This window comes from Shewanella sp. S1-49-MNA-CIBAN-0167 (assembly GCF_040310145.1).
GTDB lineage: Bacteria > Pseudomonadota > Gammaproteobacteria > Enterobacterales > Shewanellaceae > Shewanella > Shewanella psychromarinicola.
Map to the genome: position 1 here is coordinate 15,830 of NZ_JBEOPO010000042.1, position 25,312 is coordinate 41,141.

The window sequence follows — 25,312 nt, forward strand, 5'->3', positions numbered from 1 at the left end:
TAAACATGTCAGTGGTCGGTTTAGAGAGCAAACGGTTAAGGCGAAATACTCAAAATATCGATTTGATAAATTGAGGTTTGAACAACATGTATGTTTGAAGCTCATTAGTGTTGAAATGAAATTACCGTAGATGGTGAGAGTATAAAACCCGCATGGTCAGTTGTTTTTACGACGTGATAATGTTTAGGCTTAGCCTAAACAAACCTTAACTTCGCACTCGGTGAGTGCGAAAAGTACAGTTTCGCAGTCATCGACTGCGAAGCAAAACGTAGCCCGCAATTATGTGGGACCAGTACGTAACCCGGTACGCTTGTATCCCACTTTTTGTTCCAAAAAGGTCGGATACAAGCTCGGGCAAGGGGTACCCCTTTGAACCCCAAAATCAAATTGAAAAAAGTATCTAATAGCCAAAACCTAGGGCAACCGCATGAGTGTTCGTTTTGTGAAAAAACCCTCTATTTGTTCATAAAACGTTCGCGATCTCGCCCTGTGCCAGAACCCCCTTTAGTTGTCCAATAAATCTACATAATAGATTTAATTCAAAAAAGTTCGAGGCAATATCAAGGTTCAAAGCTTGTTGTGTATGAATTTTATATTTAAAGGCAAGTTAATATAATTAAAACGAAATTAAAACATTTACATTTCATTTTGTTTACAATTATGTTTAATTTGTGTACATTCTCATTCGATTTTAATTTACGACTAATGGACTAGTTATGCCACACCTTATTGTGTACCGCTTTGTTTTATACCTGTTGCTTATTTTGAGCTCTGCCTTTGCCACTTCTGCTTATGCAGCACCAACATTTGAATTACTTTCTCCTCCAACACTAACAGGAACAAAGTCGGGCTCATCGGTCCAATTATACTGGTCAATGAGTTGCAGTATAACCTCCGCTAATATCCAAGAATCACAAGATGGCACGACATGGCAAACCGTTTACGATGGGCGGGGTATTCCCTATGACGGTGGCGCCGTATCTTTTATGTCTACATCACCAAGCGTGAGTACAGCCTCATTACAGTCAAGTTTCACGGACTTTGGGTCTGGAACAGTTTGTATCGGCTGGAATAGCCAAAGAACATTATCTCTATCAGGGAAAACAAAATCAGGTTATTACTATCGAGCTAAAGTGTGTGATAGCAGTGGATGTGGTCGCTATAGTGCAAATGTCTTAGTTGGAAGTGTGAGTTCTGGTGGCGGCAGTCCAAGTAATGGGGTTTTAGCTGACATTTCAACCATTCCAGATTCAACCAACGGCCAAGTCTCACCAGAACAAAGTGACTTGGTGGGTGAAATAAAAGGCAATGCCGGCGTTGATGGCGGCGCTTTTTCTTATTCAGTGCCTTTGACCGTTGCACCTGGTCGTAAGGGCGTCCAACCTAGCTTATCGCTAAACTACAGCAGTCAATCTGGTGAAGGAATTGCCGGAATGGGCTGGAGCTTATCGGCCAACTCGAGTATTTCCCGTTGCTCAAACATTTATGATTTAGACGATAAAAGTTCCAATAGCACTTTTAGTGCAGAAGATAAAATTTGCTACAACGGCAGTCGTTTGGTAGCAGTAGCAAAAGATGCTGGTGGTTATGTTGGAAAATACGGCATCTCTGGCACCTACTATCAAACCGAGCGCGATGGTGCTGTTATTGTTAAACAATTAGGTGGCGGGCTAAATAGCAGTAATGTTTACTTTGTTGCTTATGAAGCGAATGGGACTCAACACGTATTTGGCCAATCAAGTAACAGTCGCATAGCCCCTGTAGGCTTAAGCCTTGCTTCTACTTGGTTGCAAGAAATTACTCGCGACACTCATGGTAATGAAATTAGCTACCAATACGACGAAGCCTCTGCAGGTAATCGTTATCTCCTTGATATCTACTATACCGGTTATAAAGGTGCTTTAGGCACTCGAAATATTCACTTTGACTATAAAACAATACCTAGCACTAAAAGTTATCAGTGGGGAGGCTATAGCATTCATGACAGACAGCTGATGAGTATGTCGATGAACATTGAAGGGCAAGAAAAAGCTACGTGGTTATTGAATTATCAGACTCCGACCACTTCTTTAAATGATGCAGCGATATTAGACAATTTGCAGTATTGCGATACAGACAATAATGATTGTTTAACAACAGAATTCTCGTGGTTTTCCCGTCAATACCAGCACAGCTTACAAACCAACCATGCACTAGCCAACATTACAGATAATTATACTGTTGGATTAAAAGTAAAACAGGATGCCGATTATGATGGCGATGGTGTGGCAGATTTATCCGTCCCGTTAGACGGCATCTATCTATCACGCACAGGAAACAAAATTACTTATCGCAATTTGCCTGACATTAGTGCCCGTCAATGGACTGGAAATGCTAGTGATGATGGCGTTATTTCTGAAAATGAGAAAAGTTCAAATGTTGTCACAGGTACGATAGATTACGATTTAGATGGCTCTGATGATTTTGTCTACACTAACAGTGCTTCGCAATTAGTTTTTACCAGTTTTAACATTAACGGTAGTGTTAAGAGTACTTACAATTCAGCTATTAGCGCGACATGTTACACCACTATCTATCGTGATGTTGGCGATAAATTTTGTTCAAGCCATGCGGTTGATATCAATGGCGACGGCCGTAAAGATATCTTACTCGCGACGAATAAACAGAATGGTTCTAGCAACTATATTATTACTTACAAAGCTTATCTGCGAAATGCCTCTGGTGCTGGTTTTAGTTACAAAGGCAGCTTTACTGCACAAGCCAAAGAACCGCTTATTCCGATGGATGTGGATGGTGACGGAATAGTAGATTTAGCGCCAAGTCAATTCCATAAATCATTAAAATGGTACAAAATTGGCTTCAACTCATCAAATGCTGTCACATTTACGGAGAAAAACACCACATTTAACATTAACGTCGACGCTGTTCATCGTTCTAAACCGAGCCGTTGGGTTGATTTAAATGGCGATGGGCTCAGCGATATTTTGACGTTGAACAAAGTAAACAGCAATGACCGTTTTTACACCCGTTATATTATTTTCAATAAAGGCAATGGATTATTTGAAGCACCTGTTAATACAGGGATAAAAGAACTCGCATGGACTGTCAGTGGTGGTAATTTTGCTAAAGACCCTGTTTATGGTGGCCCGAGTGGTTACGTCTATGAAAACTATATTCAATTTATCGATTATAATGGTGACGGACGTCAAGATATCCTTTTTCCGGATGTATCTCGTAAAAAGTACCTGTATGACTGTTGGAGCTGGAGTACTAACGAAGCCTGTGGTGCTGTGGACGGAGCTGATGCTCCCAGATTTTATGACTATGATGTCTGGTACTGGAATGTTCTACTCACCAATCCTGATGGCAAATCTTTTACTAATGTTCAGTTACCTATTTATGGGGCGTTGGCTACATTGTCGCCTATCGATTTAACTGGCGACGGCAGAGTTGATTTTGTCACCGGAATGGGGTTTGAGTCAGACGCCACAAAACGCACTTGGTTTTATGGCTCTAAACAAGGCGGTAAGCCTAGCTCTTATCCCGTCGGATTTACTCTTTTTGCACATGTGGATACTCAAGATACTGTAATTAAGAGTATCAAAACGGGTATGGGGGAAAAATTACAGCTTGGCTACACACAACTTAAAAATCGGTATAGCTCCCCTGTAGGGACTCAATATCCTTATGTTAACTTCACTAACACGATGCGAGTTGTTGCCACGTTAAAAGAAGATAATGGCCTAAATGGGGTTAACAAAACGGAATATAATTATAAAAATGCTCGCTTCCATGTCGCGGGTCGAGGCTTTCAAGGTTTTAGTGACATTATTGAAACCAATACTGATGCTCAAAACCTACATACATTAACGACTCAAACCGTTTTTTCACAAACCTTCCCTTGGTCAGGGACTGTGTTGAAAAAAACCGTTAAAGACGGTCAACAAAATACTCTTAATGAATACCGAGTTGACGAACTGTCCCCGAGCCAATCGGAATATACTGCAGTCGTTGGTCGTAGTTGGTGTTTCTATCCCAAAAAGACAACGAGCGAAACGAGATCTATCTATCCAAACACTATCGTGTCTACAGTGACAAACACACAAGTTAAAAATCGTTTCTGCCAAACCACTTCATCATCAACTAAAACAGTTGATACCACCATTGAGCATAATAAAAGCAGTACACAGGATTATACCGATTTAGCCGGTTGGTCAGTGCCGACAATCTCAACCGCCAATCAATCGGTTATCTACAAAGCAGCTCACGGTAGTGTCGTGTTAAACCCTGCTAATACCGCAACAAGCCAAAAAACAACGCACACGTATGGCAGTAACGAACAAAGCGTCAAAGCATTGCTTAGCAGTCGTATTGAAGGCACCGGTACGTTAAAAGGAGTTGCCACCACTACGACCTATAGCAACTATGACCAGTACGGTAATGCAAGCAAAGTGAGTGTGGGAGATAGATACAATCAGGTCGCTATGACTAATGATGGTTATTTTGCCTACAAAACCTTTAACGCCCAATGGCCGGGCGTTGCCGTGACAACCAATACCTATGACCCACTAACCGGTCAGGTGCTGACATCTGTCGATATCAATGGGGTGACGACAACCAATCAGGTTAACTTTATTGGCGCACCGCAAAGCTCATCTGTCACCAAAGGCAATATTGTTATTCAACCCACAAGTTATCTTTCTCTACAGTGGGAAACGGGTAACTATGCCTGTAAGCAAACCATGCAAGCAGATGGTCAACCACAAGCCGTTACCTATTTCGACAGCCTTGGTCGTCCTGTAAAGCAGGTAACCGATGGTTTTGAAGGCGAAATTACTAGCGAAACCGCGTACGACGCAAGAGGTAATATTGTTAGTGAAACCAAGCCAACAGAAGATTACGGCACCCAAATTACGACACAATTTGAAGATTATGACGCATTAGGGCGCCCCGCTCGTAAGATTTACAATGACGGCATGGTTAGCTACCAGTCAGAATATGACTATGGCGATGGCATTACGACGAATATTAGCGTTTCTGGCGGGTTAAATGCGTCGATGAGTCGCAGTTATAACAGCCTTGGTCAGCTATTAAGCACTACAGATGCAAAAGGTAATAAAAGTTACTTTGCCTATAATGCCGCAGGCTTACCTGTGTTAATCCAAGATGTGCTGGGCAGCCAAATCACCGCCCGTTATGATGATTTAGGCCGCAAGGCATGGTTTAACGACCCGAACATGGGGGTCTGGAACTTTACTTATAATCAATATGGCGAGCTTGTAACCCAAAAAGATGCGCGCAATATTACAACCACATTTAACTATGACAAAGCCGGTCGTCAAACGAGTCAAACAGGTCAGCAAACGCGAACCTGGGTATATGATGCCAATGTGGGTTACGGTAAGTTATACCAGGCTAAAGTAGATGGGCATATTCAAACTCATAGCTATGATACCGCTGGGCGCATTAAGCAAACACTTACGGCTATTGGTAGCTTAAGCTTCACTGAAAAATATGCCTATGACTCGCAATTTGGCCGTATCAAAGCCATGCAGTATCCTAGCGGCGAGCATGTAGCTTATCGTTTTGACGACAAGGGTTATTTAATCGAAGATTACCAACGTTTTACTGATGGTTCTGAGCAATCACTGCGCATAATCGATGAGTACAGCGCCTTTGGCAGTATTAATCAACAAACGTTCAGTAGCTATTATGTTCAACAGTTTAGCCGTAATTTAGCCGGTTCACCAACGAGTATCTGTACCAGCTCTTCTGGAGGGTGCAGTACTCTCGGGGTGCAATACTTAAATTATGATTATGATGGAATGGGTAATTTAGCCTTTCAACACAATGTGATTACCCAGTTCAAAGAAAGCTACAACTATGACGAGCTCATGCGGGTTGATGACTCAACTAAAACGTACAAAGGTATCACCTATGCTGCGGTTAATTATGACTATGACGCCGCAGGTAATATCCTTGTTAAAGGCGATTACGGTAGTCAGTATCTTTACGGTAGTGTAGGCAAAGGTGCTGGCGGTAATGCAGGCCCTAACGCCATTAGGCAGTTTATCCGTGGTGGTACAAAAACCTTCACCTATGACAATAACGGTAACCGGCTCACCGGTGATGGCGTAACGTTAACCTATAACGACCAAAACAAGCCGTTAACGGTTGACCGCAATAATGTAAAAAGTACATTCAGCTACGATGCGAATGGTAACCGCTATAAACAGGTTAAACAGCAAAGCGGTAGTGTGGTATCGACCACGTATTATGTGGGCAGTTTTGAGCGTGAAGTGACCCTAAGCGGTACGGTAGATAAAACCTACATTGGTGACCACACCATTAAGATGAAAGCCCATGTGGGCAGCTTAGGTAATCAATCACCGTTCCAGCATGTTCTGCGCGACCACTTAGGTAGTGTTGATACCTTGATGGATGCCAAAACCGGTGCCGTATTACAACACCGTGGTTATGATGTATTTGGTCGCCCAAGAGACATTGCATCAGGCAATTCGTTATTATCTGGTACTAGCTGGCAAGGTGTCACTAAGGGCTACACAGACCATGAGCATTTGATTGATCAAGAGCTTATTCATATGAACGGGCGGATATACGATTTTAACGTCGGCCGTTTTTTAAGTGTTGACCCGTTTTTGCAGTTCCCAGAGAATAGCCAGAGCGCTAACCCGTATTCGTATATTTTGAATAACCCGATGAGTGGGGTTGACCCAACAGGGTATAGATCTGAAGAATTAGACGAGGTTATATCAGGTAAGGCGTTTGAGAAGCTTGAGAAAGATGAAAGTGGGAATCTCTATGTGACAGCTGATGGGGAAACTTATAAATTAACTTCAGTTTCAAATGGCGAGAAGAACTTTTCTATATCATTTGACGGTAATGGTGGCGGTACCGCGCAAGTTGGTAAGGTGTCTGGGGCAGTTAACCTGCATAAAGGAGATAGTGGTACTAATGTAGATAGTTCAGGGTTAAATGGTACTGAAACAGCCTGCTTCGGTAGTGCTTGCTCTCCTTCTGATTTAGGATTACAAGAGCAAGATTACGACCCATCTATTTGTGATAATGGTAACTATTGCAAAATCGAAAGCGGAAAAACAGAAATTAGATCTCATACACACGAAAGCGAAGAATATGCATATGTTGGTATTCTGACCGATACGAGTTCCGACTCCCCACCAGGATTGCCATGGAACAGCAAAAAACCATGGAGGGACGGGCCTCACGATATGTCTGCTAAGTTTTTGAACAGTAAAATGTTTAATGAATATATAAGAGATAAAATTGTTTCTCAAAAATTTCAGGTTACTGAAAGAGTCTTGATTTTTGCGGATGCAAATGGAAGTGCTGGTCAGCGCATCTTAACTCCGAGGGTTGTGCCGATAGGTAACCGACAAACTCGCTATTCAAATCCAAGACGCACTGGGAAGTTCAAACTGGACAATCAACTCCATAAGGGCGCTGTAGTATGCGCTCATACGATTACAACGTGTTGAGGTTTATATGAAATTTATAGCTATTCTAATTACAATTATGTCTGTTTTTGGGTGTCGCGAGGCTCAGTCCGAGACGATAAAGTCAGCAGCGCTTATGACATTGAATTGTAAAGTTGATTTAGAACGTTTTGCGGCAAAATCTTCTGAGGCAACAACTCTGCCTTTAGCTGTTGACCTTCAGCACTCACCAGAAATAGAAGGTGTCATCATTCTTGAAGGGGAGCCTAAAGCCTACGTAAAGGCACTAAACAAGTTAAATGACGTACTCAATAAATGCGAAGCCAACTCATTCACAAGATTCAAACTTTCAGGGAATGTTAGTCAAGACCTCAGTAGCGAGTTGAGTAAATCCGACGCATTTATCAGAGTTGAGAATGGCTACCTATATCTTTATAGAGTTTTGTGATGAATAAGAAGAATAACATGGCCATATATGGACGCTCCCGGTGTGTCAAGATAATACTCTGCTCACCGAAGGCTTTTGGGCCTTAGTTTTCTGTACAACATTCTCACTCTTATCGTTGCTTTTGATGCGCTAATTTACCGCTAGAAGTGGTTTTACTACCCTGATATTTATAAAGTCGCGGGCTTAACAGTGAAATCTGAACCTAATGAAATCAGTTCATAATTATTGACTTTTTTCAACTTCAGGAATAAAGTCAATCTTAGTTAGCAATTGCAGGGTTTGAAGATATAAAATTCTGCAACCAAATGAATTTAAACGACTATTTTAACTATTTAATTTGAGAGTCTGGGTTCAAATCCCTATCCCTCCGCCACATTCAAATAAAAAGGCTCGCTATTTATAGCGGGCCTTTTTATTGGGCGAAAGATAGGACTTTGAACCCACGGGTTCCTCTTTATTACAAGCAAGCTATCCCTCCACAAAATCCAAGACAAAAGTAAAATCGACAAAGATAAGGCGCTGCAAAATGCCAGCATTGGCTGTGCGCTTAAGCATTAATTCCTCAAAAACCACAATTCTCCTTATCCTTGATTGATATCGTGATTTTCTGCTGTGCTGAATTGCGTAGATGACTGATAAATCGATCATATAACGCTAATGTTTTAGCCATGTTGATTGAGAATTAACATAGCCATCCACTTCAACTGGCCAAATAGCAAACACTTAACTACGCTTTATTTACCCTTTGAAAATGGTAATTAAAGATGGCCAGACCAAGGCAGACAATCATTAGCCTAGAAGATACGCCTTACTATCACTGCTGTTCACGAGTGGTGCGTAAGGCATTTTTATGTGGGGTTGATAACTCAACGGGTGAGAATTTCGAGCATCGACGTGAGTGGGTCGATTCACGTATCCTTGAGTTAGCGACCATCTTTGCCATTGATATCTGTGCTTATGCCGTGATGAGTAATCATTTACATGTGGTGTTAAAGGTTGATGCAGACAAAGCGAAATGCTGGTCAGATAAAGAAGTGTTAATTCAGTGGCACAAAGGCTTTAAGGGCACGTTGCTCACGCACAAATACCTTAAAGAGGAAGACCTTAACCAATTTGAACTTCAAACGGTTAATGAATGCATTACCGAATACCGTAGGCGCTTAATTGATATCAGTTGGTTTATGCGTTCACTGAGTGAGCCAATCGCCAGAATGGCCAACAAAGAAGATAAGTGCTCAGGCCGCTTCTGGGAAGGACGCTTTAAGTCTCAAGCGCTACTTGATGAAACCGCAGCACTAGCCTGTATGGCCTATGTTGATTTGAATCCAATTCGTGCCATGATGGCCGCAACCCCAGAAACCTCAGATTACACCAGTATTCAACGTCGAATAAATTCAGCAATGAATGGCGAGCAACCAACAGAACTAATACCGTTTGTGGGTAATGAAAGACTCAATATGCCTAACGGGCTCATGTTCAGCGTCAAAGACTACATTGTACTGGTTGAAGATACCGGTCGGATAATTCGAGAAGATAAGCGGGGCGCCATTAGCTCAAGCAGCCAGGACATACTGAATAGATTAAACATTCCCGCAGAGAATTGGCTTAAAATCACAACTGAATTTGGTGCATTATTTAAAGGTGCTGTTGGAGCATTACCCGCCTTAACCGAATACTGTGAACATTTAGACCGAAAACGACGACAAGGCGCTGCAACTGTCAGCGCTGGCTGTGCGCTTAAGTAATAATACCCCCTCAAATAACAATTCACCTTACACTTGACTACTATCAATTTTTTCTGCTGTGCCGAATTCTGCAAATGATGAATAAACCACTAATTTAACGCTAATGTTTTAGCCATGTTGATTGAAATTGATGAGTTGAGTACATCGAGCGTAACCCTCGCCAAAGCCATAAAAACGAGTTATGTTATTTGTTCAAAAAATGGGTGGCATAGTTTCATTTAGAATAGTTTCATTTCTAGTTTTTGCCCTAATTTAAAGTTGATTGATTCAATATAACTAACCTGATAACGTACTAAAAATATTAATAATTAAAGCTGTATAGCGATGATAGTTCTGAAAAATACATAAGGGTATTTAGCGGAATTTTTAATAATACGCGTTATGTTCTTGGAGGCACTGTGCTAGAAGCTTTTACTGGTTTACTTGGCCTTTTTGTTGGCTTAGTTCTTGGGCATCGATTATCTCTAGGTCGAGATAAACGCAAAGAGTTTAATCATGCAATTTCTCCGGTTAGAGAAGTTCTAATAGTTCAGTTGGATAAGCTTGAAGCTGGCATTTTTGAGCATGGAATAACGGATAGAGATGTAACTCGTCTTAGAGCATCTTTAGGGGAGCTGGCATCAAAGGAAATTGTATTTGCCTACGCTAAATATGGCGAAGCAAGAAAAGGCTCTGGCAGTCATGATAAATACGGCAGCTTTACAAAAAATGAAGATGGCTTTAGTAAATTTACTGCTGCTTCAAAAATTCTCCTATCGAAGCTCAGAGTTAAATGAGACTACAACAGGTTGAATGATTGATGCTCAATCGACTTTACTTTTAAATATCTCATTGTATCAATGCCATGTATTAATTTAGTTAGGCATCGGCTAAGTTCAACAAACTCTGCAATTAACATGGTCATATATGGTGTCGATATTGGACACTGATTGATAGAGCGAATATTGGCTATTACAGATAATGTGCCACTGGGATAGCGACTTGCTTTTTGTTTCCCACCTACTTAGGGGGCGTTTACATCTTAGAGTGTTTTTTTATGCACTACTGAGAATAAGTAGGGGTATAAAGCGGGGTATCTTGATTTTACAGGTTAATTATAACATTAAGTATCAATATCTTGTCCTTCATATGGGCGGAATGATGTCACCATCATCTGATTATTTCATAGAAACTCATAATGTTTCATTAAGCCCGTAGGGTTACGCTTTACGGGCATTTTTTATTAAAAAAACAGCACATTGAATAAATCTCAATCATCCATTATTGATTTGTTGCAGCCGGTTTTTTGTCCAATATAAAGATACCGATGAATTTAGACCAATAAGTTATAAAGAAGGGTTGGACATATATCCACGGTAAGAGAATAATCCGCGCTTCATTTCATACCAACTCAAAAAATCCGCAGTGTATGAATGCCTACTTTTCATTTCTTCTGGATTATCACCATGGATAAAAAACAAGCTTCATTTGGTATTGTCATCGCCATCGCTTCTCTTCTTTTAGGAGCCGTCTTCCTTGACAGTTCATCACTATTTTTGCGTTTATTGTTCGGTTTGAGCCTTGGTTTTGTCTTAACAAAGGGGTCTATAGGTTTTGCCGGTAGTGTTAACCGTGCGTATCGCCGTGGTTCGACGCAATTGCTGCAGACATTAATGTTTATGTTCGTTATTACCGCCATTATTAATGCGGGTTTACTGCTGAATGCCAACCCCGGCAGCTATAATTTATGGGTTAATCCTATCAACCTGGGCTTAGTGTTGGGGGGAGTCATGTTTGGTGCTGGAATGAGCCTTTCAAGCTGCTGTGCGACGGGCGTGATGGTTGAATTGGTGAGCGATATTCCGCGTGCTTTGACGACCTTATTCTTTTTTGGTGCCGGGGTGTTTTTTGGTTTTCCATTGCAGGCGACACAAACATGGATCACAACCACATCATTCTCTTCCAGTAGTTTTGCTGGCAAAGGGGTATACCTGCCGGATCTGTTTACCTGGGGGCCTTTGAACGGCTATTTTATTTCAATTCTAGTGAGCATCGCTTTTGCTTTGATCGTGGTTTTTTTCGCTAAAAAATATCAAAATTACCGTCATGCGAAAGGGTCATTCTTAGGTGTTGACGCTGAAACTGTACGTCAAGAAATGCACCCAAAACACACTCAGCAGCACTTTACTTTATTCAGTGTTGAAACCTACCATAGATGGATTGGTAATCTATGGGAAATGAAAACGGCGGCGCTAGTGATATCCTTGATCTTCGGTATTATGATGGTCTCAACGGGTGCAGGATGGGGGGCATCAACACCCTTCGGTATTTGGTTTGGTAAAGTGTTAATGGTGTTTGGCATGAGCGCAAATGATATTGCTGACTTTACTTCTCGACCAGCCGGTTTGTTTACTACCCCGTTTTTCGAGCATAGTATTTCAGTGCAGAATTTTGCTCTTATAGTGGGGACATTAATCGCGGTGCTGCTGATGGGTAAATTTTCATTCTCATTTAAAATCAATCATTCTGCGAAACAATTTGCTCTTTTTGCTTTAGGGGGGTTACTGATGGGCTTCGGTACTCGTTTTGCTAACGGCTGTAATGTCGGCGCCTTATTTACACCTATTGCCAATCTTTCACTATCCGGTTGGATTTACCTGGTATTTTTACTTTCAGGGGGGGTTTTAGGTAATAAACTTCATCATTCCCTAATCAAATAACATCGATTGCTGTACAGCGCGGATTTCCAATTTTAAGCCGATAGGGGTTGTTTGATAGTTAATAAACGATCTTTTTTTAATGCCTTTGTATAAAACGAGAATATTAGCAAGTAGCACAGAACGGTTGCTCTGTGCTTTTAGGCTTGATTGATATCAAGCTTTTCTGCTGTGTTAAATCGACCATATTACTGATGGATTGGCCAATTGAGTGCTCATTGGTTAAATCAGCCTGTTGAATTTGCTCGTTGAGAAAATGATAAAAGGTGATCGCAACTCCAATAGAAAGGGGTTATGTTGCTACTTCAAAAAATGGCTGGCTATGTATTCTGGGACTTTAAACCCAAGAGTTCCTCTTTATAAAAGCAAGCTATCCTTCCTCAAGATTAATATCCAATAAAAATTAACCATGAGTGTCATCGTTAGCGTTATCACTTGTATACCGAATAAAATGGGCGAATAAAAAGGGGGGGCATTTTTATTCCCACAAGTACTTGGGTTATGTTGACTTGTGTTTTAACCTAAACCAAAGGTTAATAGTAACAGGCTAAATCGGCTATTTACTGCAGACTGCTAAATTAACGATCAAAGGACCCGCAATGAACTTCAGCGATAAACCAGACCGCACATCGTCAAAAGCCCATAAATGGGAAAAATACAAAGGTACCGATATACTGCCTATGTGGATTGCTGATACTGAGTTTCGCTGTGCTGAGCCTATTTTATCTGCTTTACATCAGCGCATTGATGACGGCTTATTTGGTTATACCTTATCGGCTCACGATACCGATGCCAGTGAGGCTGTTGTGGCGTGGTGTCAACGTCAGTATAACTGGAAGATTGATCCTAGTTGGCTAGTGTGGACTCCGGGTGTGGTGCCCGCATTTAATGTGGCTATTCAAGCATATTGCCAAGCAGGGGATACGATTATCGTACAAACACCCAATTATCCTCCGATATTGGCAGCACCTGCAATTAATCATCTCAACCGAACTTGTATCGGCTCGATAGAAGTGGAAGGTCGCTGGACACTCGATTTTAATGCCTTAGAAGCGGCTGCCGCGGATCCTAAAGCCAGCTTATTTATTATGTGTAATCCGATGAATCCGCTCGGCTCAGTTTTAAACCAAGACGAGTTAGACACAATTGCAGCAATATGCAGAAAACATGGCGTTATGCTGTGCTCGGATGAAATACACTGCGATTTAATTTTAGATGACGTGCCACATCTACCGGCCAGTGCGCACCCAGAGTTGGCTGAGTCTTCAGTGACATTAATGGCCGCCAGTAAAACCTTCAATATTGCTGGATTAGGTACGTCTTTCGCTATTATTCCAAACGAAAAATTAAGAGCAGACTTCAACCATGCTGCCCGCGGCAGATTACCATCGGTAACCGTTACAGGCCTTACCGCTACTAATGCAGCTTTCAGGCATTGCGATGAGTGGCATCAACAACAAGTGGCGTATTTAACTGAAAATCGCGATTATTTGGTGACTGAAATCAACAAAATTGAAGGTTTAAAAGCAATCTCACCCGCGGCTACTTTTTTGCTGTGGGTTGATGCCAGCGGTTTGCAAGTCACCGATACGCAAGCCTGGTGTGAAGCCAAAGGTGTTGGTCCATCAGCGGGCAGAGATTTTGGTGATAAAGACTGTTTTCGCTTGAACTTCGGTTGCTCACGAGATTATTTAGTCGAAGCCATTAAAAAACTGCAGGGCTGAGACGTTTAACCACCGGCAAAACTTCTGTTTTTTTACGGGTAATATTAATATAAAGTAAAAAAGTTGAGCCTTTATCCAGTAGTAAATCGTATGACTATAGAATAAAAATCAAAGGAACGTGTTTCAGGATGACCTTACCTATACAAAACGCACAAGAAATGGCTAAACGATCCGCAACGTTTGTTGACTCTGGATCATTGCGCCGAATTCCTACACTGAACAGCGGCACCGTGGATGATAAGCGCAAAGAAATAGCGCTTTACTTCACTAATACCTTCGATACCTATACGCAACTGTTCGATTGTTTGCGCGATGATGCTGTTTTCTATCAAAAACCTATACCCTTGCGCCACCCGCTTATTTTCTATCTTGGGCATACGGCCACTTTTTTCATCAACAAGCTACTATTGGCAAAACTGATACCCGATCGGATTAATCCTCATATGGAATCAATTTTTGCGGTGGGTGTTGATGAAATGAGCTGGGATGATCTGTCTGAAGACAATTATGACTGGCCTAGTGTTTCTGCGGTAAAAGACTACCGCGCTAAAGTGCGTGCCACAGTATTAACATTAATTGATACCTTGCACCTTGTCCTACCCATTGATTGGGAAAATACCTGGTGGCCCATCGTCATGGGTATTGAGCACGAGCGTATTCACCTTGAGACGTCGTCTGTTCTCATTCGCCAACATGAACTTGCCAAAGTCCAGCCATTACCTCAATGGCCAGCTTGCAAAGATACTGGCCAAGCGCCAAAAAACAAACTGATAAGCGTTACTGCCGGCTCAGTTAATCTTGGAAAATCCTTTGATAGTGCCTTCTATGGATGGGACAACGAATATGGCCAACATCAGGCAGAGGTAGCCGAATTTAAAGCCAGCCAATATTTAGTCAGCAATCAAGAGTTCCTCGAGTTTGTTGAGGACGGTGGTTATGAGCAAAATCGTTTTTGGAGCGATGAAGGCCTGGCTTGGCGGCAGTTTACTGAGGCGAAACACCCGGTATTTTGGCGTTGGCACAATGGTTGGCGTTTGCGCCTGATGACACAAGAAATTGATATGGCTTGGGACTGGCCTGCTGAAGTTAACTACCATGAAGCGAAAGCGTTTTGTGAATGGAAAACCGTAGAAACTGGGCAACAAATTCGGATGCCAACGGAAGACGAATGGCATCGTCTATGCTCACTAGCGGGCGTTGAAGAGCTGAGTAATAGCGCGGCCGATGCAAACTTGCATCTTGACCATTTTGCATCATGCTGCCCGGTAACGCGCTATCAACATGGCAGTTGGTTTGATGTGGTGGGCAATGTGTGGCAATGGACTGAAACGCCTATTTATCCCTTCGATAACTTTAAAGTACACCCACTGTATGACGATTTCACCACGCCAACTTTTGATGGTAAACACAATATAATCAAAGGTGGTTCATGGATTTCAAGTGGTAACGAAGCGCGCCTTAGTGCACGTTATGCGTTTAGACGTCACTTTTCGCAGCACGCCGGATTTCGCTATATTGCCTCCGAAGTTGAGGCAATGTCTCCTAAGGCTTACTATGAAAGTGATCAGCTTCTGTCAGAATATGCAGAGTTTCACTTTGGTGACACCTGGTATGGCGTAGACAATTTTCCTAAAGCCTTAGCTGATATTGCACTTGAGGCAATGAAGGGCAAAACCACCGGTAAAGCACTTGACTTAGGCTGTGCGTGTGGTCGAGCAAGTTTTGAGTTGGCCCGTCAGTTCGATGAAGTAGACGGTATTGATTTCTCAGCAAACTTTACCCGCCTAGCGGCTAAAATGGCGCAGCAAGGCGCAGTGCGTTACGCCCGTGCCGAAGAAGGCGAATTAGTTAGCTACCATACTCGTACCCTGCAAGAACTAGGGTTGGAAGCTTATGCAAACCGTGTTGCATTTCATCAAGGCGACGCCTGTAATCTCAAACCCCAATTCACTGCTTATGATTTAGTTTTAGCTGCTAATTTGATTGATAGGCTTTACCAGCCGAGCCGTTTTCTGGCGGATATGGCACAGCGCATCAATGATGGCGGCTTGCTTATTATTGCATCGCCCTATACGTGGCTGGAAGAACATACACCCAAGGAAGAATGGATTGGGGGTTTCAAAAAAGATGGCGAAAACTACAGCACATTAGATGGCTTGAAAGAGCAACTATCAAGCCACTTTATGTTAGTGGGTGAGCCGCGCAAAGTCCCGTTTGTGATCCGTGAAACTCAGCACAAGTTTCAGCATACCTTGTCTGAACTTACGGTTTGGGAGCGCTTGCCACGCTGATAAGCGCCTCAATTTCCTGAGCAATCAATTTGTGGTCTACCAGTTGTTCAAACCAGCTGGTGGCCACAATATCGCTTTGCAATCCAAGCAAGGTTCCCAGCACTATGCCGCGATGTACGTTGTCACCGCCTAAGTTAGTATTGATTCGCAGTGCTTGCCAAGGGTCATTTTGGTATTTACAGGCTAGATACAAGACGACAGGCCAAGAATCTGAAATATAACATGCCCTTGAAAATATCTGGCCGACGACCTGATTGTCGGGCACGTTACGTTTTAACAGACCGGCTAAATTAGTACTGGTTAAGCCTTTACTTGCTTCAAGTAAAAGTGCCTTAACGCCTGCCTCATCAGGCCCATCCATCAGACCACACAAGAGTTGCACGTAGCGATCACACACCTGCATTAAGGATTCATCAGGATGGGTTAAGGCCAGATGTGCTCGGCAGGCAATCTTTATCTCGGCTTCGCTTATGCCCTTAAGTCGTTCTGAAAAAACCAAAGGCGCTATTGTCACCAATGCACCGATGGATGCCGTGTCGTGAGTTATCATTCCACAGTTTTCAGGCTTGCGTCCCTGCGCCAAGTTAGCAAAAAATCCTCGATGGTAGGATTCTGCATAAGTATCGGGATGAGCGGCGGGAGTCATTGTCATAAAGTCAATGTAGGCATTAACAAATGCTTGTCGGTCATAGGGTTGTGGCGAACTCGCCAGGGTGCGCATCAGTACACGAGCGCAATGGGCGTTGAGGGTGTTTTCGCCCGCCTGCATGCCTTGATGATAATGCACATTCGGTTTGTCCCAAAACTGCGCCTTATCTTTTAAAATAATATCGCCTACCACTTGCGGCGACGGATCGTTAGCTGAATGCCCTTTAGACGATCGATCATTGGACTGTCGCCCCCCTTTATGTTTGGAGTGCAAGGACATAATAGATGAAGGGTGAAACTCAGGGGCGGCCTCAAAGCGCTGAATACCACCAGTAAAAGCACGCTCTATTTCCATTGGTTGATAATACCAATGCACTGGCATGGCCAAAGCATCAGCAATAAAGCTTGTTTTAAGTGCCCAGGTAACGCGAAGTGGCTGAGAAGGGTTGTGATTCATGATAATGCCTCTTTCACATGGTAAAAAATTTGTATCTGCATTAGATACCGCAACAATAGGTTGTGAATCGATAACGAATGGATAATTTTTACCATGTGAATATTGATTAAAAACGTATGTGGTCATACTAGGTACGTCATTTATACAAAAGTAGACGTTTTTTTTAAGGCAATAGGCTAAATTTATTTCGCAACCATAATTTTCAACCCGACAAGCGCAACAGCTTTTTTGAGTATGTGGAGGATGTAGAGGATGTAACCCATTGTGCCTGTAAATGAGCTTGTAAATGAGCTTATAAATGAGCTTATAAATAATTATGTGCAGCACTCTGTGATGATATATCTTTCGAGTTGGCCTTTGCTTGGTAGCTAAACCATTGCTTATAAAAGACGAAAGGTTTATTTTTTTTCATATCCTGCTTGTTTATAGTTTACCCAATTATCTGTACTGATATACTCAACTTCATCCCAATTGTTACCATACTGTGTGCCAATGCCTGTAATCACTCCTAACTTACCCCGTAGCCCTGGTTTTTTGCAGTCTCTTATCTGTTTTAGCGTGATTATCATCACCATTGCAGGAGGACTTTTTGGTTTAGGGATCAGTCTGCATACACTGATGTTTCTGTGTCTTTTGTGGATAGGACTCAACGCTTTTAGTCTTGGCTACGGCTATATACACATACGCGAGTTGATGACTAGCGCCCTCACCAGAGCCATGCCTGCCATTTATATATTTATATTGATCGGCATGGTGATTGCTAGTTTTATGCACAGTGGCACCATCGCCACGCTTATTTATTATGGCCTTAGCTGGCTGAGTCCAAGTTTGTTTTTGGCCGTCGGTTTATTACTGTGCGCCTTGATGTCGGTAGCAACCGGAACATCTTGGGGTACCGTCGGCACCTTAGGCGTGGTTTTTATTGGCATCGGCTCTGCCATGAATATTCCCCTGCCTTTAGTCGCAGGTATGATTGTCTGCGGTGCAACCTTCGGTGATAAAATGTCGCCGATTTCAGATACCACAAACCTCGCCGCTATGAGTGCTGGCACCGATATTTATCGACACATTTACTCCATGCTGTTTACCACAACGCCCACCTTTATCCTCACCTTCTTAATATTTTTAGTGATCGGATTGAACTATGGCGAGCAAAATATAGACTTAACAGAAGTCACCTCAATTCAAATGGCACTAGCCAACAATTATAGCCTTACGCCGCTGATCACCTTATTACCACTGATTTTACTCGCTGTACTGAGCATTAGAAAAGTGCCTGCAGAAGTGACTATGTCATGCAGTATTATACTCGCCGTGCTAATCGCGATTGTTTATCAGCAAGAAAGTGCTATCTCCGTGCTTAATGCGCTGTGGGAAAATACGCCCGAATCAACGGGTATCCCCAGTTTAGATGCTTTGCTTGGTCGCGGCGGCATTAGCAGCATGAGCTGGACCTTGCTGCTGGCTTTAATGGCTATCGCGCTAGGCGGAATTTTGCACGGCGCGGGATTTCTCACTGCACTATTAGCCGGTATCATAAAAAGAGTGCAACGCACTGCCACCCTTATTGCCACAACTATTATGTCCGGCTTCTTAGGTAACATTGCTATGGGAGAGGCTTATATTTCGATTATTCTAAGTTGCCAACTGTTTAAGCCCAAATATGAGCAACAAAATTTAGAGGCTGCCATTCTTTCGCGCTCAGTTGAAGAAGGTGCCACTATGACCACAGGCCTTATTCCGTGGACCACGGCCGGTGCCTTTTATACCGCCACTCTAGGGGTAGACGTACTTGACTACGCGCCCTATGCTTTTTTCAACTACCTCAATGCCATCATTGCAGTGGCAATGGCCGCCTTTGGCATTGGTCTTCTCAAACCGAAAACCAAACCAGCTTTGGCCGTTTTTACTTCAAGGGAGCTATAGTCACACCGCTGGCGATGGTAAATGTTCCGAGATTTTAGTAGCAGGTTTTCTTGACGGGATTGCACAAACCTTGGATGATAAATTAACATCCAATTCTACTGCAAATAAGAATAAATAGGTGCGCCATGCTTTGGGATACGTTAGGTACCGCGCGAGATATTGGTCGACTTAATGAGCTTGCATCGGTCTTAATCCGTTATGGTTTCGGCGATGTGCTGCGAAGACTTGGCCTAGCGAATGTGGTTAATGGCGCAGGTAAGGCACTGCATTGGAAGTATGCTTCGGAAATAACCAATGTAGATTCACCAGTCAGGTTTTGTCATGCCCTGGCTGAAATGGGGCCAACCTTTATTAAACTAGGACAGATCCTTGCGACACGCTCAGATCTGTTTTCTCCAGAGTGGATTGTTGAATTTGAAAAATTACAGGATCAAGCTCCTCCGGTATCATTTGAATTAATCTGTAAACAGTTACACGAAGACCTAGGATGTAGCCCGCAACAGGCTTTTGCCGAATTTGATCCTAAACCTCTCGCTGCCGCCTCCATTGCGCAAGTTCATCGAGCTCGATTACAAGATGGCACTGAGGTCATTATTAAGGTCCGCAGGCCGGGTATCCGACCGATAATGGAGGCCGATTTACGTTTACTTGCCCGCATTGCTGAAGTTATGGAGTCCGAGTCAACATCTTTACGGCGTTTTAGACCTCGTGAGGTGGTACGTCAATTTACCCACTCTTTGCGGCGGGAATTGGATTTGTTGGCCGAGTGTCGTAATGCTGAAAGGATCGCCAAAAATTTCAATAATGATCCAAAAATCGTTATTCCTAAAGTTTATTGGCCGTGGTGCCGTGAACGTGTCAATGTTCAAGAATTTATTGATGGTATTTCTGGGCGAAATATCGAAGCTGTGGAGAAAACAGGGTTAGATAGAAAATTGTTAGCCAAGCATGGCGGTCAAGCGGCGTTAAAAATGATGTTGATTGATGGTTTTTATCATGGAGATCCCCATCAAGGTAATATTTTTTATCTGCCGGAAAATAGAATTGCATTTATTGATTTTGGTATGGTTGGACGACTGTCTTTCGAGCGCCGACATCAATTGGTACAGCTTTTACATAGCATGGTTGAGTTGGATGCGCCTAGAGTTGTTGAAGTATTACTGACTTGGGCTGGAGATCCGCCATTAAATTGTGAAAATCTTACTTTTGAAGTAGAAGAGTTTGTTGATAAATATCATGGCGTTTCATTAAAGAACTTCAATTTGGGCATGATGCTTACTGAGCTGATGTCATTACTTAGAGAATATAGCCTTAACTTACCCCCTGATTTAATTATATTGATTAAAGCATTGATAACGCTTGAAGGCGTTGCCCTGCAGTTAGATCCTGACTTTGATATGGTTTTTGAAGCAGAGCCATTATTACACCAGCTAATGTTAGACCGATATGCACCAGATGCAATGGCCAAAAGAGGTTGGCAAGCTATTGTCGGTACCGCCGAACTGTTAACCGGATTACCGCATGATTTACAGCAACTTTTTCGCTCAGCGCGTAGCGGGAGATTTCAGCTACATGTTGATGTAACGAGGTTAAAAGCCTTTGGCAATCAACTTGACCGTGCTGCTAGCCGAGTGGCAATAGGTAATGTTGTAGCGGCCATGATTATTGGCTCTTCTATTGTGATGACGGTTGATGGTGGCCCGACCTTGTTTGGTTTGCCGTTATTTGGCGTACTTGGATTTCTGAGTGCTGTCGTTGGTGGAATATGGTTAGTGTTCTCTATCTGGTCAAGCGGACGGGGGAGATGAGTCGCTTTTTTCCCATTCAATAGATAAACATGGCCGTAACCGTTGGCGCTACATTGCAGGGTCATCGCATTAACATTACGGGGCGATAATTGATAACCACTTAATCAGGCATTTTTGTTTTGCGCAACATTGATGACAGTTCTATTGTGTGGAAAAATAATTATGCCACTTAAAAATAAACAGAATACAGTGAGCATTTAGCGCTAAAACGGCGACAAGGTGCAACAATCTGCCAATGCCTAGTGGTGTGCTTAAGGTTTAAGGCTTAACGTTTAACATCAATTATCCCATTTCATCCTTGATTAATATCAAACCGCTTGTGATGTTTGAATCTGCCATAATGCTCATCGATTTTCATCTAAAGCTCAATTTTTCGCTAATTCCCGTTCAATTTATACATTTAAATAGTGATAAATACTATCGCAATCAAAGTTGAACAACATTCTGTTAATTCATCATTAAAATGGGTCGCTTGGGTTTTCTTCTTTTTTGCGAAAAGGTAACGCATCATTTATATCTACAAGAGCGTTAATAAATGTTGAATGAGAAGAATACAGAAACTGTCTATGCGGATGTCATCAATTGGGTCTGCTCTACGTAGTAACAATTTTTAGTTGGCACATTTAAATTTTTGGCATGCAAAAAAGCCTCAAAATCGAGAGGCTTTTTTATTTATAGAACAAATAAAATCTATTTACTATCTAGTTATTTACCGCTGCAACATCTTGGTAAACTTTAAGATCTGTGTGTATCTCGTCTTTAAGAGCACTCAGTTTAAATTTACGGATTTTGGCAAACTGGTAGACAAATACGCCAAGATTAAACGCAATACTGATAATACTAATTAACCACATTGCATCAGTATTATGCGAAGATTTAACAGCATACGCGCTAGTATCTACGAATGAAGGGAACGTCATTACAAACATCATCCAGAAACCTAGTGTTGATGCTCTGTGCTGTAACCATGCACCTTTTTTGATAAAGAAGGCCGGAATAGTACAAGAAAGAAGCAGACACATACCTGCATAGAATGAATGATCTGGTACACAGTTATACACATAAGCAAAGTTCCATAGGTCATACGCGATGATCCAGAACCAAAGCATATCTGGCCACATCATATCTTGAGATTTATCTTTACTGATGTAGATACCAGCCCAACCACAGATTGTAACGATGTTTAAGATACCCGCAATAGCGTTAAGGATGTTCCACTGGCCGCCAATAATAAGCATACCATCGTGCATACCATTGAAACCAGAAGTCTGGAATTCACGCATAACAGCTTCAAAAATATTGAAACCTAAAATAAAGGCAGGAAAAAACAACAAATATTTATTATTAACTGCACCTTTAATATAACGGATAGCCATAAAACCAATGACACCAGCAAGACAAGAGTAAACTTTAACCCAAGCAAACCAACTGCCTACAGTAGTACCTTCGGCAGCTGTTGTTGGCCATACGAAGATGGTTAAAATAATCGGTAAGACAATGAAACAGCATATTGCAGCCCATTTACTGCGTCTAGATATTTCATTGAGCACAATTAGCGCGAGTGTGACTGCCACACCAACAAGCGCAGATTGCCAAGGGATTGTTTCAAAAAACATATATATATTCCTTTATTTTGTGTAGCTAAAGTAAAGCTTCCTTTGTGGATAAAAACGACCATTACAATTCACAGTTGGTAGTGTGAAATCTTTGCTTATTGTTGGTAATTTAATGAGTGAAAATGATTAATTAGTCGTTAATCAAATAGCTCAATATCCCCAAACCATAAAACGTGATTAAACGTCACGTTTTTATGATCTCGAGTTCTCGACTAAATGTCAAAATATAAATTCTACTTCTGTTTATTTTGTGTTCTAGATCTCTAATTAATACTTGTAAGATCACTTTTACTCAAATGCCGCAACATAATTACCAAGCTGAATCTGATTTTTTAATATGCTATATTGAGCCAATTATTTATTCTATATTATGAGCAAGAGCTTAATCAGATGAATTTAAAACAAGCCACCAACCGAAAAAATCCTAGTCAAAATCGTAGTAAAGAACGAGTGGCAATAATCCTTGAAGCCGTGAAGGGGTTAATTGAAGAAAGAAATATCGGTAACCTTAAAATTACCGATATAGCTAAACGTGCGAATACATCCCCAGCTTCGATTTATCGATATTTTTCAGATAAAGAAGCAATCATTCTTTCTTTAGCTGAACATTTTATGGAAAAAATCCAGCTTATCGTGGATAAACATGTTATTGCTCTGAAAACACTTGAAGACCTAGAGATGGTGCTAAATAATAATTTTGATGATATTTATTTATTACATAAAAATGAGTCGGCACTACGTCAAATTTGGTTTGAGTCGATTGATACCGATCTTGTTAATCTTGCGACCTTAGAAAGTAATGTCAAAGCCGACAAAATATTTCAAAGCGTACTCAAAGTCGCCCGTCCTAAGGATGAGATACAGTTAAAACAATTTATTTTATTGATGAGTCTTCTATTTAGCTCCGTCATACGCCTGTGTTTTTCTAGTGATGCGAGTACACCGGAACAGCTAAAGAAGATATATGTTGATACGGTTATGTCTGGTATGGCTAATTATATAGAATAAGAGAGAGGCGCGCCTGATTACCAATGTCGGAATACATGGGCACCCATTCCAACGGCTAATCTGCATGGGTGTCCCACGTTTATAGGGCCACTGCTACGGATTTCAGTAGAGGCGTAGCTGGACTGTCAACGCCTATGTTTATAAATATCAAGGCAGTACAACCGCTTGTTGCGGTACATGAGTCGCATCAAAGCAATGACAAGAGTGAACTGTAGAATAGATACCTAAGGCCATCGGTGAACACATTATTGCCTTGACCCACCGATGGGGTTGCATATGTGGCATAAATTTTTAGACAATGATGAACCGGCTCGGTTAGATAACCTGTTAGCTCGTATTTTTGGAACAATGTGAATAAACACCAATATGACGCAATACCCCGCTAAAATATCTTTATTTGATTACTGAGTTATCAAATAAAGATATCGTCTAGTTTTAATGATCGAATCGCTACAAAAAAGCCCTTCAAGAATTAAATTCATGAAGGGCTCTGAGTCTTTGTTATAAAGAGTTTAATTAAGTATTTTCTTTAATAACTAGTTTATAGTCTTTTGAATCTGTGAATATTTCATCTTTTAAAGGATTCAGTTTGTGTTTACGGATCTTATTAAACTGGTATACCACAAGGGCAACATTTGCCAGTAGTGCGACCAAACTTACAATGAAGAATGCTTTTGGATCATGCGTTGTTGGAACTGGTGCAATTTTATCTGCGAACTGAGGAACAGACATGACAAACATGATCCACAAGGCTAATGTTGAAGCGCGATGCTGTAGCCAAGCACCTTTCTTGATGAAGAATGCAGGGATAGTACAAGATAGTAACAGTACAACACCCGCGTAGAAAGAGTGATCCGAGATACAATTATAAGTGTAAGCGAAATTCCAGAAATCATAAGCAATGATCCAAGGCCAGATCATATCAGGCCAGATCATATCTTTTGACTTATCTTTTGAAATAATAATTCCAGCCCAACCACAAATAGCAACAATGTTAAGTAGACCTGCAATACCATTCATGATGTTCCATGAACCTGACATCATCCAAAGTTGGTTAATGATTTCGCCATCCCATGCACCATAGCTATAGACTTGGAAATCACGAATACAGGCTTCGAAGATATTAAGAGCAAGAATAGCCGCGGGGAAAATTAACACATACTTATTTTTAGAAAGACCAGGAATGAAGCGAATGGCCATAAAACCAATTGCACCAGCAAGACAAGAGTAGGTTTTTACCCAGTTAAACCAGTTGCCTGTACCGTACTCATTACCAGGTGCTGCAGTGGTTGGCCAAATGAAGATGGTCAAGATGATAGGAAGCACTATAAACATAGAGATCCCACCCCAACGGGTAGTACGAGCAAATTCATTGAAAGCCATTAAGGTAAAGTGTAATGGTCAAGTATTTCTGGAGAGATTTTAAGCCGCTTTTTTTAACTCATTATATTTCTGATGTGGCGTCTTATA

General features: G+C 41.7%; 12 protein-coding genes and 1 pseudogene. 10 read left to right on the top strand and 3 right to left on the bottom strand.

Translation table 11 applies throughout. The annotated features are described in order from the left end of the window. Window positions 1-716 precede the first annotated feature (716 nt). The 7 genes and pseudogenes from AAEZ00_RS17285 (at window position 717) to ovoA (ending at window position 16,379) form a co-directional block, all read left to right on the top strand. Window positions 717-7,517 (top strand): SpvB/TcaC N-terminal domain-containing protein, encoded by a 6,801-nt coding sequence (locus tag AAEZ00_RS17285; protein WP_351089234.1) that lies wholly within the window; start codon window positions 717-719, stop codon window positions 7,515-7,517. 7 nt (window positions 7,518-7,524) lie between these two features. Beyond that, complete coding sequence (locus AAEZ00_RS17290; protein ID WP_124011610.1) at window positions 7,525-7,923, top strand: hypothetical protein; 399 nt, start codon at window positions 7,525-7,527, stop codon at window positions 7,921-7,923. Between the two features lie 764 nt (window positions 7,924-8,687). Continuing rightward, window positions 8,688-9,664 (top strand): annotated as a pseudogene (locus tag AAEZ00_RS17295) (transposase). A 402-nt stretch (window positions 9,665-10,066) separates the two neighbouring features. Next, window positions 10,067-10,444, top strand: a complete 378-nt coding sequence (locus AAEZ00_RS17300) for a hypothetical protein (RefSeq protein ID WP_124011609.1) — start codon at window positions 10,067-10,069, stop codon at window positions 10,442-10,444. A 669-nt stretch (window positions 10,445-11,113) separates the two neighbouring features. Next, window positions 11,114-12,367, top strand: a complete 1,254-nt coding sequence (locus AAEZ00_RS17305) for a YeeE/YedE family protein (protein ID WP_351089237.1) — start codon at window positions 11,114-11,116, stop codon at window positions 12,365-12,367. A gap of 596 nt (window positions 12,368-12,963) precedes the next feature. Next, window positions 12,964-14,088: a MalY/PatB family protein gene (locus AAEZ00_RS17310; protein ID WP_124011607.1), complete on the top strand. Its 1,125-nt coding sequence runs from the start codon at window positions 12,964-12,966 to the stop codon at window positions 14,086-14,088. A gap of 128 nt (window positions 14,089-14,216) precedes the next feature. Continuing rightward, complete coding sequence (gene ovoA, locus AAEZ00_RS17315) at window positions 14,217-16,379, top strand: 5-histidylcysteine sulfoxide synthase (protein WP_124011606.1); 2,163 nt, start codon at window positions 14,217-14,219, stop codon at window positions 16,377-16,379. Here the strand turns inward: ovoA and AAEZ00_RS17320 are convergent. Further along, a complete protein-coding gene (locus AAEZ00_RS17320; protein WP_124012121.1) occupies window positions 16,351-17,484 on the bottom strand; it encodes an ADP-ribosylglycohydrolase family protein in 1,134 nt (377 codons plus the stop codon). The two genes, ovoA and AAEZ00_RS17320, sit on opposite strands and share 29 nt — an antisense overlap. A gap of 492 nt (window positions 17,485-17,976) precedes the next feature. On the opposite strand from AAEZ00_RS17320, the gene nhaC reads away from it, so the two are divergent. Beyond that, on the top strand, window positions 17,977-19,410 hold the full coding sequence (gene nhaC, locus AAEZ00_RS17325) for a Na+/H+ antiporter NhaC (RefSeq protein WP_206191812.1): 1,434 nt from the start codon (window positions 17,977-17,979) through the stop codon (window positions 19,408-19,410). A gap of 125 nt (window positions 19,411-19,535) precedes the next feature. Then, window positions 19,536-21,218 (top strand): ABC1 kinase family protein, encoded by a 1,683-nt coding sequence (locus AAEZ00_RS17330; RefSeq protein WP_124011605.1) that lies wholly within the window; start codon window positions 19,536-19,538, stop codon window positions 21,216-21,218. Window positions 21,219-21,919: 701 nt separating this feature from the next. Here the strand turns inward: AAEZ00_RS17330 and AAEZ00_RS17335 are convergent. Next, a complete protein-coding gene (locus tag AAEZ00_RS17335) occupies window positions 21,920-22,834 on the bottom strand; it encodes a DUF5692 family protein (RefSeq protein ID WP_351089240.1) in 915 nt (304 codons plus the stop codon). Between the two features lie 390 nt (window positions 22,835-23,224). Between AAEZ00_RS17335 and AAEZ00_RS17340 the strand changes: the two genes are divergently transcribed. Then, window positions 23,225-23,842 (top strand): TetR/AcrR family transcriptional regulator, encoded by a 618-nt coding sequence (locus AAEZ00_RS17340; RefSeq protein ID WP_101031869.1) that lies wholly within the window; start codon window positions 23,225-23,227, stop codon window positions 23,840-23,842. A gap of 516 nt (window positions 23,843-24,358) precedes the next feature. Here AAEZ00_RS17340 and AAEZ00_RS17345 read toward each other — a convergent pair. Continuing rightward, complete coding sequence (locus AAEZ00_RS17345; protein WP_351089242.1) at window positions 24,359-25,225, bottom strand: DUF5692 family protein; 867 nt, start codon at window positions 25,223-25,225, stop codon at window positions 24,359-24,361. Window positions 25,226-25,312 lie beyond the last annotated feature (87 nt).